Source organism: Tenacibaculum tangerinum (genome assembly GCF_029853675.1).
Taxonomy (GTDB): domain Bacteria; phylum Bacteroidota; class Bacteroidia; order Flavobacteriales; family Flavobacteriaceae; genus Polaribacter; species Polaribacter tangerinum_A.
On the sequence record NZ_CP122539.1, the window covers coordinates 887,113 to 899,145 of the forward strand.

General features: G+C 32.7%; 11 protein-coding genes. 5 read left to right on the forward strand and 6 right to left on the reverse strand.

The genetic code is table 11. The features are described from left to right. The first annotated feature begins 4 nt into the window (after nucleotides 1-4). Complete coding sequence (locus P8625_RS03775; RefSeq protein ID WP_279652163.1) at nucleotides 5-178, forward strand: hypothetical protein; 174 nt, start codon at nucleotides 5-7, stop codon at nucleotides 176-178. Nucleotides 179-429: 251 nt separating this feature from the next. Further along, nucleotides 430-1,338, forward strand: a complete 909-nt coding sequence (locus P8625_RS03780) for a hypothetical protein (protein WP_279652164.1) — start codon at nucleotides 430-432, stop codon at nucleotides 1,336-1,338. Nucleotides 1,339-1,505: 167 nt separating this feature from the next. Here the strand turns inward: P8625_RS03780 and P8625_RS03785 are convergent, their stop codons facing one another. Next, nucleotides 1,506-2,147: a protein-L-isoaspartate(D-aspartate) O-methyltransferase gene (locus P8625_RS03785; RefSeq protein WP_279652165.1), complete on the reverse strand. Its 642-nt coding sequence runs from the start codon at nucleotides 2,145-2,147 to the stop codon at nucleotides 1,506-1,508. A gap of 219 nt (nucleotides 2,148-2,366) precedes the next feature. Here P8625_RS03785 and P8625_RS03790 point away from each other — a divergent pair, with 219 nt between their 5' ends. Both P8625_RS03790 and P8625_RS03795 read left to right on the forward strand, forming a co-directional pair. Then, nucleotides 2,367-3,326, forward strand: coding sequence for a Gfo/Idh/MocA family protein (locus P8625_RS03790; protein WP_279652166.1), 960 nt, complete (start codon nucleotides 2,367-2,369; stop codon nucleotides 3,324-3,326). A 326-nt stretch (nucleotides 3,327-3,652) separates the two neighbouring features. After that, nucleotides 3,653-4,540 carry a 3-hydroxybutyryl-CoA dehydrogenase gene (locus tag P8625_RS03795; protein WP_279652167.1) on the forward strand — a complete coding sequence of 296 codons (888 nt, stop codon included), beginning with the start codon at nucleotides 3,653-3,655 and terminating at the stop codon, nucleotides 4,538-4,540. Between the two features lie 533 nt (nucleotides 4,541-5,073). Here the strand turns inward: P8625_RS03795 and P8625_RS03800 are convergent. The 4 genes from P8625_RS03800 to P8625_RS03815 are packed head-to-tail and all read right to left on the reverse strand — an operon-like array spanning nucleotide 5,074 to nucleotide 9,367. After that, entirely contained in the window at nucleotides 5,074-6,177 is a 1,104-nt protein-coding gene (locus P8625_RS03800) for an efflux RND transporter periplasmic adaptor subunit (RefSeq protein ID WP_279652168.1), read from the reverse strand. A 33-nt stretch (nucleotides 6,178-6,210) separates the two neighbouring features. Beyond that, on the reverse strand, nucleotides 6,211-7,428 hold the full coding sequence (locus tag P8625_RS03805; protein ID WP_279652169.1) for an ABC transporter permease: 1,218 nt from the start codon (nucleotides 7,426-7,428) through the stop codon (nucleotides 6,211-6,213). Between the two features lie 2 nt (nucleotides 7,429-7,430). Beyond that, on the reverse strand, nucleotides 7,431-8,660 hold the full coding sequence (locus P8625_RS03810) for an ABC transporter permease (RefSeq protein ID WP_279652170.1): 1,230 nt from the start codon (nucleotides 8,658-8,660) through the stop codon (nucleotides 7,431-7,433). A 2-nt stretch (nucleotides 8,661-8,662) separates the two neighbouring features. Then, entirely contained in the window at nucleotides 8,663-9,367 is a 705-nt protein-coding gene (locus tag P8625_RS03815; protein ID WP_279652171.1) for an ABC transporter ATP-binding protein, read from the reverse strand. Between the two features lie 144 nt (nucleotides 9,368-9,511). On the opposite strand from P8625_RS03815, the gene P8625_RS03820 reads away from it, so the two are divergent. Continuing rightward, complete coding sequence (locus P8625_RS03820) at nucleotides 9,512-9,925, forward strand: thiol-disulfide oxidoreductase DCC family protein (RefSeq protein WP_279652172.1); 414 nt, start codon at nucleotides 9,512-9,514, stop codon at nucleotides 9,923-9,925. Between the two features lie 209 nt (nucleotides 9,926-10,134). Here the strand turns inward: P8625_RS03820 and P8625_RS03825 are convergent, their stop codons facing one another. Further along, complete coding sequence (locus P8625_RS03825) at nucleotides 10,135-12,024, reverse strand: TonB-dependent receptor plug domain-containing protein (protein ID WP_279652173.1); 1,890 nt, start codon at nucleotides 12,022-12,024, stop codon at nucleotides 10,135-10,137. Nucleotides 12,025-12,033 lie beyond the last annotated feature (9 nt).

Consider the following 12,033-nt stretch of genomic DNA (forward strand, 5'->3'; position numbering starts at 1 on the left):
ATTAATGATGAAAAAAGTAGTATTTATTGCAATTTGTACTGTTAGTTTATTAGGTTTTTCTTCTTGTGGAAGTACGAGCCCTTGTGGTTTAGCAAAAACTAATCAAAACAAACAAAAACAACATCAACAACAAGAAATAGTAGCTGCCGAAGCAACAGTAGTAGCGATTGCTGAATAAGTTGATGTTTCTTAATTCAAATTCAATAAATCCGCTTTTTCAGGCGGATTTTTTAATTTTATAGAGCATATAAATTACGCTTTCCTTTCTAATTCTCTCTTTAATTTTTATCTTCTTTAAGTTACTTTTTATTTGTAGCAAAAAAATACATATCTTCACAAAAATCAATAATATTTAATAAATAAATCCAACTTTATGAAGAAAAAAATTCTTTTAAGTATTCTATCAATTATGTTACTCAGTTTTGTTTCTTGCGAAAACAAAGAAAAAAAGAAGCAACCAACCCCACTCCCCAAAAAGAAGCAACGCAAGACAACACTGCAACCGAAACCAAACTCGCCAAATTTAATTACAAAAACAAAAAACCTGTAAATGGCAAACTAAAAGGAGTTGTTGAGCTAGGAGCCTCTGGTTTTAACTCTTTTATTATTGAATTAGACAAAGACAAAAACTGGGAAGTAAAAAGCAAAGAATTTGGTAATAGTTTAATTGCTGAAGGACTTACCAGTCCTGAGGAAGTCAATGCTAAATTAAAACAGTACATTCAGAAAATTGTTGAATTTGGTGTAGCTCCAGACGAGATTCACTTTGTTGTAAGTTCTGGTGCCGAAAAAGAAGATGTGACACAAACAATAAAAAAAGAACTTGAAAAAATAGGATATGTAATTAATATTGTAACTCCTGAAGAAGAAGGAAAGTACGCTTTAAAATCAGTATTACCTAAAAGATTTGAACAAACTGGTTTTGTGGTTGATATCGGTTCAGGAAATACCAAAATATCTTACATTAATGATGATGAAATCATTGGTAAAGAAACGTATGGTGCTAAATATTTTCAGAAAAACATTAACGATAGTATCGTGTATAAAGAGGTGTTTAACATTATCGAAACAGTACCCGAAAGAAGGAGAGCTCAAAATTTTATGATTGGAGGCGTTCCTTATGAATTAGCAAAATATTTAAGACAAGGTGACGAAAGGTATACTGTTTTAGATAAAGACACTAAACTATATAAAGAAGTTGTAGAAAAAAAGGGGAAAAAAGTAGCATCTGGATTAACTATTTTTAAAGCAGTTGCCGATGCTTCTCAAACCAATACCATTATTTTTGACTGGGATGCTAACTTCACTATTGGCTTTTTATTGAGTCTTGATTATTAGTAAAATAACAACATATTCAAGTCAAAAAATGTATCATAAAAATACCTGAGTATTGCTCAGGTATTTTTTTATACACTACTATAAGATTTTATAAAGAATACGGTTGATATTGTATGTTTTTATAATTTGAAATAAACATAAAAAAATTCTCTTTTTACCGAAAACTGTTAATTCTTCTTTGCCAACATAGGTACAAACCTAAAATCACCTAACTCATGCTTTTCAAATTCTTTTGGCGACTTTCTAATAAAAAGAGTCATTACTTGCTCTTGATTTCCCACAGGAATTAACAACCTACCTCCTACTTTTATTTGCGACAACAATGCTTTGGGTACGTAAGGAGCTCCAGCAGTAACAATAATTTTATCAAAAGGAGCTTCTTTTGGCAATCCTTTGTAACCGTCTCCAAAAACAAAACGCTTTGGTTTATACCCTAACTTTGGTAAAAACAGCGAAGTTTTTTTAAACAACTCATGTTGTCTTTCTATCGAATACACTTCTGCCTCCAGTTCTAATAATACCGCTGTTTGATATCCAGATCCTGTACCAATTTCCAATATCTTCTCACCCGATTGTACTTCTAATACTTGTGATTGAAATGCCACTGTATAAGGTTGAGAAATGGTTTGTTCGGCAGCAATAGGAAATGCCTTGTCTTGATACGCATGTGCCTCAAAACTACTATCCATAAACAAATGTCTTGGAATTTTTCTAATCGCATTTAACACTTTTCCGTCAGTAATTCCTTTTGCTTCTAAAACGTTTGCTAATTGATTTCTAAGTCCTTGATGTTTAGTTGTGTCCCTCATTATTACCTTACTCTAGCTATAGGAATGGCTCCTTATATTGCTGTAAAACCTATTATTTCTTGTTTCAAAAACCCATTATAGGGCTACTAATTATAAAATTTCGGCAGGCTAAAAGTAGTAATAAATCTGTATAAAAGTGTATCTTTGTTTACGTTGATTTTTTTGTTAAAGAAATTTCTTTTTAAACAGACCAATCAAATAACTAATAATCTTTCACTTATGTTAAAAGCTGGAGTCTTAGGCGCAGGTCACTTAGGGAAAATTCACTTGCGCTTGTTACAACAATCAGAAAAATACGAATTAGTAGGGTTTTACGACTCTTTTACAGAAAATGCACAGAAAGTAGCTGACGAGTTTGGGTATAAATTATTCGATTCGGTAGAAGAATTGATTGATGCTGTTGAGGTAGTTGATATTGTTACTCCAACACTTTCTCATTTCGATTGTGCTAAACAAGCCATTGAAAAAGGAAAGCATATTTTTATTGAAAAACCTATTACCAGCACCTTATTAGAAGCAGAAGCTATTAAAACCTTGGCAAGTCAATACCATGTTCTCGGACAAGTGGGGCATGTAGAGCGTTTCAATCCTGCTTTTGTAGCTGTAAAAGATTTGATAGACACTCCTATGTTTATCGAAACACATCGTTTGGCTGAGTTCAATCCTAGAGGAACCGATGTGCCTGTGGTGTTAGATTTAATGATACATGATATTGATATTATTTTATCGGTTGTAAAATCTAAAGTAAAAAATATACATGCTAGTGGTGTATCGGTAATTTCAGAAACTCCTGATATTGCCAATGCCCGTATCGAATTTGAAAACGGATGTGTTGCCAATCTAACTGCGAGTAGAATTTCGATGAAAAATATGCGTAAGAGTCGTTTTTTTCAAAAAGACGCCTATATTTCAGTAAATTTCTTAGAAAAGGAATCTGAAGTCGTTAGAATGAAAGATGTACCCGAAAAACCTGACGAGTTTGCTATGATTTTGCAGAATGCTGAAGGTGTTAAAAAACAAATTTATTACGACAATCCTAAAGTGGAAGCCAACAATGCTATTTTAGATGAATTAGAGTCTTTTGCAGATGCTATTCATAATAATACAACTCCTATTGTTTCGTTGCGTCAAGGTACCGAAGCTTTACGTGTAGCACATCAGATTATAGATTGTTTTTAAATGGTACTTAACAGATTAAAGATTTCAACTTTTTTTATTTTTAAACCTTTTCATAAATATTGCGTTAGGGATTGAGTGGTTTGTTTGAGCTCTTTTGAGCATTTAGCGTAGGCGAAATGCTCAAAAAGCGAGTAACGAAAGCCCGCCCCAAAGGGAACGCCCAAATAACGCATACACACTTAATGAAAACATATAAAATAAATACAACAGAATTTAATGAATGGTACACTTTTAAACTTTTTAACTTTTTAACTTTTTAACTTTTTAACCTTTTAACCTTTTAACCTTTTAACCTTTTAACTTTCAAACTAAAAAACAAAATAAACATGAAAAATATCGCCGTAATTGGAGCAGGAACAATGGGAAATGGAATTGCGCATACCTTTGCTCAATTTGGATACAATGTTCAACTTATCGACATTTCGCAAGCTGCCTTAGATAGAGGTTTAGCCACCATTACTAAAAACTTAGATAGAATGGTTGCGAAAGAAAAAATTACTGAAGACGATAAAAATAATACCTTAAACAATATTACTACCTACACTTCTATCGAAGAGGGAGTTCAGTATGCTAGCTTGGTGGTTGAGGCTGCAACTGAAAATGTAGATTTAAAGTTGAAAGTTTTTAAAGATTTAGATGAAGTTTGTCCTGAAGAAACTATTTTGGCTACTAATACCTCATCAATCTCAATTACACAGATTGCTGCTGCTACCAATCGACCTGAAAAAGTAATTGGTATGCACTTTATGAACCCTGTACCCATTATGAAATTGGTAGAAATTATTAGAGGATACAATACGGCTGATGATGTAATGGACTTTACTGTTGATTTGACTAAGAAAATTAACAAAGTTCCTGTAGAAGTTAATGATTATCCGGGGTTTGTTGCCAACCGTATTTTAATGCCTATGATTAACGAAAGTATTGAAACGTTGTATAATGGTGTTGCTGGTGTTGCTGAAATTGATACCGTTATGAAGTTAGGAATGGCACACCCTATGGGACCTTTACAATTAGCTGATTTTATTGGATTAGATGTTTGTTTATCTATCTTAAACGTAATGTACTACGGATTTAAAAATCCGAAATACGCTCCATGTCCGTTATTAGTAAATATGGTTACTGCGGGTAAATTAGGCGTAAAATCTGGCGAAGGTTTTTACGATTATTCAGAAAGCAGAAAAGCGGAGAAAGTAGCGAAGATGTTTTCGTAAACGTTGGTTTTTACCATACAAAAAGGGAAGTTTTACTGATATTATTATATTGAGACTTTTTGCTTAAAATGAACTATCAAAATCCAAGAATAAGAGGCATGATAACAATTTGAATTATGACTTGTGCATCTTTTGAGATTCCTGTTCTTTATCTTGACTTTGAACGTGTATCTTCATAAACTCAAAAAGCACATATTTTTACGCAAAACCTGACGCAAGGGTTAAGGAGTTCTGTTAATTAAATTTGCTTCAACTTATTAAAAACTAGCTCATCAAAAAACCGCCTAAAATTAACTCTTTAGACGGTTTTTTATTTCCCCTTAAATGTAAAATAACTTAATTTATTTCTACTAATTAAATTAAGTACTCAGATGTGTAGTTTTTGAACAATACAAAGTTCATAAAATAAATGGTTGTTTTCTTAATTTTTTCCTTAAGCGACTTGTTTTTCATCATTAGTGTTAGTTATCTTATCTCAAAAAAAAAGCAGCCCTTAGGACTGCCTTGAATTTTTATACCGTTAGTTGATCATTTTAGTTTTCTTTTTTCTCTTCATCTTTTGATACTTTATTCCAAATTTTCACTTCATCATCTTCGGTTATTCCTTCCAATATTTCAACATTAACTCCATCTGAAATTCCTAATTTAACCTCTCTTTTTTCAAACTCTTGATCTCCCGTTTTTACTTCTACATAAGGTTCTTCTGTTTTTCTATCAAATTGTAATAAAGCCTCCTTTATAGATAGAACACTGTCTTTCTTATTTAAAACTATTTCTGCATTGGCACTATAGCCTGCTCTAATAAAATGCTCTTCATCTAATGAAACATCTGCTTTGATTTTAAATTGTACTGCTCCTCCTTCATCTTTTCCTTTTGGTGCAATAAAATTTAGTACTGCTGGAAATTTTTTGTCTTCAATTGCGCCTAACGCTACTTCTATATTCGTTCCTTTTTTTAGTTTACCTACTTCTGACTCATCAACTTGCCCTTCAAAAATCATTTTTGTCATATCAGCAATAGTGGCAATAGTTGTTCCTGCGTTGAAATTATTTGACTGGATTACTTGGTATCCTTTTTTTACAGGAATTTCTACTACCATACCAGAGGTTGTTGCTCGAATGTTGGTGTTTGCTCCTGCCGACCCTACAGATCCTCTCTTGATGATTTGATAATCATTCTGTGCATTTTTTAAATCGTTTTTTGCTTGATTGTACGACAATTGAGAGGCTTCAAATTCTTGACTAGATATTACTCCTTTATCAAACAACTTCTTATTTCTTTCGTATTGAGTCTGAGCATTGTTTAATTGAATTTGTACTGAATTTATTCTTCCTCTGGCACTTTGTAACGACTGTTCGTTTGGCACCACTCTCACTGTTGCTAACAAGTCTCCTGCTTTTACAATAGCTCCTTCTTCTACAATAATTCTATCTATAATACCTGTTATTTGAGGTTTAATCTCTACTTCTTCTAACGGCACCACTTTTCCTGTAGCTACACTCTTTTTTACAATAGTAGCTTTAAAAGGTTTTTCTGTTTCATATTCAATTGGTGATGCGCTGTTTTTTTTACCAAACCATATTAACACCGCTATCAATGCTAACGCTATTCCACCAAAAACGATTATTCTTTTCATTTGTCTGTATTTATTTTCTTGTTAATTGACTATTTATTCTTCTCTGAGTGCTTCTATAGGTTGAATTATTGTTGCCATGTAGGCAGGAATAAATCCTATGAGAGTTCCTAAAACGATTAATACTGTATACGCTATTAGCACTATAGGAATATCTACAGTTGGGTTTGTTAATAAATCTAATGCATCTATTACCATTAGAATCAATCCTCCTGCAATAATTCCTAGAGATCCTGCTAACAGGGTAAGGAAAACTGATTCTAAAATAATTTGTTGTCTTATTTTTCCTGGTGTAGCTCCTAATGCTCTTCTAATTCCGATTTCTTTCGTACGTTCTTTTACGGTAATTAATAAGATATTACCGATGGCAAAAACTCCTGCAATTAAAGTGGCAATTCCTACAAACCAGGTTAAAAACTGCATTCCTGTTAAAAAACCTGTTACTTTGGCTATCTCTTTTCCTAAATTAAACCCTCTAAAAGCTCTATTATCATCTGGGTGTATTTTATGCAATCTTTGTAACAATACCTTTACATCTGCTTCTACTTGTTCTATATCATACTCAGGTTTTCCTGTTACAACCATCCAACGAAATTTATCTCCTTGATTATAAACGAGTCGAAATGTACTAAATGGTATATGAATATTGTTGGTACCTTCAAACCTACTGGGTTTGTATACTCCTATTACCATATAACCAATATTATTGATTTTAATGTAAGCCCCTAAAGCTTCTTCATCTTTATCAAATAATTGCTTGTAAACTTCATCACTTATTACACAAACTTTTTTATTTTCATTAATATCTTGTTGGTTGATAAACCTACCTTCTATTAACTTTTTCTTTTGCACTTTATCTAACAAAGGGTAGTCTCCGAAAACTGTCAAGCTAGCTGTTTTAAGTCCGTATACCACTTGACTTACAGTTACATTTCTTGGAACAACAAATTCTACGCCCTCTATTTCACTTCTTATTTTTTCTACATCACCTGTCGTTAGGTCAATTTGTCTTCCTTCCTGAAATCCTTTAAATGGTTTTGTAGTTTTGCTACCAGACATAAAAACACTATTGGTAGCAAAATCACCGAATAAGTTATTAAATCCGTTCTCAATTCCTTTAGCCGCGCCTAAAAGTCCTACTAACAATAGTATTCCCCAAAAGGCTCCAAATATGGTAATGGCTGTTCTTGTTTTGTTTTTACGAATGCTTCCGTAAATTTCTTGCCAAGTATCTTTATCGAATAGAAATTTCATAGTTAATCTGCTCTTAAGGCTACAATAGGTTTAATCTTCGCTGCTTTCTTTGCTGGTAGATACCCTGCTATCATTCCTGCCAAAATCAAAGTAATGGTAGCTCCCACCACTATCGGAGTAGATACTCCTGGGTTAAGAATAAAATATTTTTCCAAACTAGGTCCTGCTAATTCTAGTATTCCAACACCTAACATCAGACCAAAATATCCTGATATAGCAGTAATTAAAATAGCCTCAAGCATAATCATTGATACGATAGATTTTGGAGTAGCTCCAATTGCTTTTCTTATTCCTAGTTCTTTGGTACGCTCTTTAACTATGTAAACCATAATATTGCTAATACCTACCACGCCGGCTATTAGGGTTCCAAGTCCTATAATTAGTATTAAAATGCTCAATCCTACCATCATCGCCGATACTTCTTTATTACCCGATGCGTAATTATTAATTCCTATTCCTCTTTGATCATTAGGTGAAACTTCGTGTTTTTTCTTTAACTCTCTGTGCATTTTGTTACTAAATGCTAACGCTTCATCAATACTCATTTCAGGATTGTAAGTCATCCCAAACTCATCTACATAATCATTGTTACCGTAAATTTGCTGCATGGTGGTAAATGGGGTGTAAATAAAACGTTCGTCGTTATCACCTCCAGGATCAGAAAATACTCCTATAACTTTATAAATAATTCCTCCAATGTTCAATTGTTTACCGTAGGCACTTATTTGACCAAATAAGTCTTTTTCAACCAAACGACCAATAACCACTACTTTTGCTTTTTCGTTGATATCTCGAATATTTAAAAAACGTCCTTCTGTAATTTCGGCTGATTCTAATAAATCATACTTTGGATATACCCCTCTTAGAGTATAATTATCTTCTTCTGTTTTATAAACTACTTTTGCGCTTCTTTGTAGTCGAGGACTAATCATTTGAATTTTATCTGAATACTTCTCTTTTAAAAACTCAAAATCATCATTTTTAAATTGAATTCTTCGACCTATCTGGTGTCCTTTATAAGCTTTTGTTGTAGTATTAGTCCATATATATATTGAGTTAATTGCATCTTTTGCAAACTCATTTTTAAACGTATTTTGAAGCCCATTTCCTATTCCAAATAACAAGGTGAACAGTAAAATAGCGAAAGCTACCGTGAATCCTGATAAAATCGAACGCAATTTGTTTTTACCAATACTCTGAAATATTTCTCTCCAACTGTCTAAATCAAACATACTTAAATTGCTTTTGCTTTATTCATCGCTACTGCTGTAAGCTCATCACTAATAATAATTCCGTCTTTTAGGCGAACAATTCTATTGGTTTGTGCGGCTACTTCTTCTTCGTGTGTAATGACAAAAACCGTCATGCCTTCATCATTAATTTCTTTTAATAAATCCATAACCGAATCGGTTGTAGTAGAATCTAGTGCTCCTGTTGGTTCATCTGCTAATACTACTTTTGGTTTAGTTACCAATGCTCTGGCAATAGCAACACGTTGTTTTTGACCTCCAGACAGTTCGTTTGGTAAATGGTTTGCCCATTCTTTTAAACCTACTTTTTCAAGGTATTCTAAAGCCGTTTCTAATCGCTCTTTTCTAGAAACTCCTTTGTAGTATAAAGGTAAGGCTACATTTTCTAAAGCTGTTTTGTATGCTATGAGGTTGAATGATTGAAAAACGAATCCTAAAAATTTATTGCGCAATACTGCGGCTTTCTTTTCATTTAGGTTTTCAATGAGCTGCTCGTTCAAGTAATATTTTCCTTCATCATGTGTATCTAACAAACCTACAATATTTAATAAGGTAGATTTTCCTGATCCTGAAGACCCCATAATAGACACAAATTCTCCTTCTTTTATGTGTAAATCTAATCCTTTTAAAACATGTAATGAATCTTTACCTATAGGATAAGACTTGTGAAGATTTTCTATACGAATCATAGTATTAGTTGATTTTTTATAAAATAAATACTGACACCTATAATTTACGTAAATTATCGTTAAATCATTATTTACTTTCTTACAAGACGCTTACTTTTGATTTATGTTACAAATTAATTTTTTATTTTTCTTAAAAAACTATACATGAAGAACTTACCAAAGCATAAAAAAGTAATTTTATTTGATGGTATTTGTAATTTTTGTAATGATAGTGTGTTAACAATTATAAAACACGACACTAACAATACATTTGTATTTACGTCTCTTCAATCTGATACAGGAAAAGAAATTACACACTACTTAGGGGTCGATACTGCTGAAATTGATTCTATCATTTTATATGAACCTGGTGTTGCGTACGATATTAAATCTACAGCAGCTTTAAAAATTATGAATGATTTTGGTGGACTTTGGAAATTAACACAAGTGTTTTTTATTTTTCCTGAAGGTTTTAGAAATATCGTGTATGACTTTATTGCTAAAAATCGTTACAAATGGTTTGGTAAAAAGGAAACTTGCATGATTCCCTCTGAAGAAATACAGGATAAGTTTTTATAAAAAACAAACTCACCACATTGGTGAGTTTGCACAAATAGGAAAACTTCCTTTCTGTTAGTGGTTTTTTCTATGATATAGAATATAGAAAAAATAGTCGGGGAACTCTCTATAAGATAAACTACCCCATACATGCATACTGGGTAAAATTATTTAAGAATTTCGTGGCAAGCCCAGGGAAATTATACCTTTGACTATCTATCTACCTGCGATTAAAAAGTAAAACGGACTCCTAACTTATAATTTCTTCCTAAGGTTGAATATCCTAATATTTCTTGGTAATCTTCATTTAATATATTCGTAACTGCTAAAAATAACCTTACATTATCATTTAGCGAATGGTTTGCCGAAAAGTCTAACAATGAATAAGACGCTAAAGAAACATTTTCATAAGGAAAATTTCTAAAGTCTGTATCGTCTCTATCACTAACATACTGATAATTTAAAGACATATTGGTAGCTTTCATTTCATAAGTTACCCCTGCATTTACTTTATGCTTTGGTATTCTAATCGCTGTTTCTTCATTGTTTGTATAGGTATAATTCGTGTTTAATGCTACACTTTCTAAGGGCTTATAATTTGCATTGAATTCCACTCCGTTTATAACAGCATCACCAATATTATCCATGGTATAGGTAGCAGGGTTGTAGGCTATTATACTTTCTAGCTCTCTATTAAAGTAAACTGCATTCAATACCAATGAGTTTACCTTATACTCTACTCCACCTTCATACGTTGTACTCTCTTGTGGTTCTAAGTCAACATTTCCCCAAGAAGCATACAATTCTTGAATAGACGGAGCGATAAATGCTGTACTGTAAGATGCTAAGAATCTAACATATCCGCTTTCTTGTTTTATTCGATACGACGGATTTAGGTTATACACAAAATGAGTACCGTACTTATTGTGGTTGTTCAATCGAACTCCTGCGTTTACGTTGAATCCAAAATCTGATACATACACTGCATTTACATACGGATCGATTAATGTCGTAATAGGTTCTTCAGAATATTCAGTTTTTGTCAGCTCAGTTTCTCCATAGGGAATTGCATAAGTTTCAATAGTGTTGTGTTGTAAATTCACTCCCCCTAAAAGATAAAGGTTATCAAATTCGTGCTTTACAAATGCATCTGTTATATAGTTTTCACCTTTGCTAATTCCTGGATATTGTGTGTTAACTCTGTTTGAATCATACTTACTATACGCCATATTTATTTGTACACTTCCTTTTTCATATTCATATTTAGGAGCGAGGCTTACTCGGTAACTTTTATCAAAGGAAACGTTATCTGCATCGGTAAAAGAACCTCCGTCATAGCTACTGGTAAATTCGCTATAGCTACCCAAAGTATTGATAGAAAATGCTTCATTAAATTGGTAACCTAACTTTACGTTGGTAGCAATACGTTGAAAAGGGTCGTCTTTAAAAGTTCCTCCATTTTCTGGTCTTGCTGCCGACATTCCCCTAGTATCAAGAGAAGAAAAACTTACTAAATAGTTAAAGTCTTTTATTTTTCCATTCACATTTGCTGAACTTTGAATACTTGTACCATTTTTTGTGTTTTGGTCATTATTCGTCCCGCCGAATAGCGATAATGCTACGTTGGCTTTGTTTGATGTTGCTTCCTTTAATTTGATGTTTATGACCGCTGTTGCAGCACCAGTACCGTATAACGTACTCGCTGCCCCTTTGATTACTTCAATAGATTCAACATCGTTTATATCTAACAATCGTAAATCGAAACTTCCAGAGGGACTTGACGGATTGGATACTTGAATTCCATCAATTAAAACCACCACTTCTTTGGTACTTCCTCCTCTCACAAAAACACCCAAATTTTGCCCAGGAACACTTGTATTTCCGTTGATTTCAATTCCTGAAATAGTATTAATTAAATCAACCACATTTTTACCACTATTTCTTTCAATGGTTTTGGCTGTTATTTTATGAATAACTTTTCCAGAATTTTCTTTTTTTAAGTTGAATTTAGAGTCTGAAATGACAACTTCATCGAGTTGTATTGTTTTTTCTTTTTCTTGCGAATGCATTTGAAACGCAAAAATTGATGTTAAAACACTTACGTAAAGTACTTTTTTCATTGTTACCTA

Excerpts from the sequence above, each read along its gene's own strand:
- P8625_RS03775 (WP_279652163.1), top strand. The coding sequence starts at position 5 with ATGATGAAAAAAGTAGTATTTATTGCAATTTGTACTGTTAGTTTATTA.
- P8625_RS03785 (WP_279652165.1), bottom strand. The coding sequence starts at position 2,147 with ATGAGGGACACAACTAAACATCAAGGACTTAGAAATCAATTAGCAAAC.
- P8625_RS03790 (WP_279652166.1), top strand. The coding sequence starts at position 2,367 with ATGTTAAAAGCTGGAGTCTTAGGCGCAGGTCACTTAGGGAAAATTCAC.
- P8625_RS03795 (WP_279652167.1), top strand. The coding sequence starts at position 3,653 with ATGAAAAATATCGCCGTAATTGGAGCAGGAACAATGGGAAATGGAATT.
- P8625_RS03800 (WP_279652168.1), bottom strand. The coding sequence starts at position 6,177 with ATGAAAAGAATAATCGTTTTTGGTGGAATAGCGTTAGCATTGATAGCG.
- P8625_RS03805 (WP_279652169.1), bottom strand. The coding sequence starts at position 7,428 with ATGAAATTTCTATTCGATAAAGATACTTGGCAAGAAATTTACGGAAGC.
- P8625_RS03810 (WP_279652170.1), bottom strand. The coding sequence starts at position 8,660 with ATGTTTGATTTAGACAGTTGGAGAGAAATATTTCAGAGTATTGGTAAA.
- P8625_RS03815 (WP_279652171.1), bottom strand. The coding sequence starts at position 9,367 with ATGATTCGTATAGAAAATCTTCACAAGTCTTATCCTATAGGTAAAGAT.
- P8625_RS03820 (WP_279652172.1), top strand. The coding sequence starts at position 9,512 with ATGAAGAACTTACCAAAGCATAAAAAAGTAATTTTATTTGATGGTATT.
- P8625_RS03825 (WP_279652173.1), bottom strand. The coding sequence starts at position 12,024 with ATGAAAAAAGTACTTTACGTAAGTGTTTTAACATCAATTTTTGCGTTT.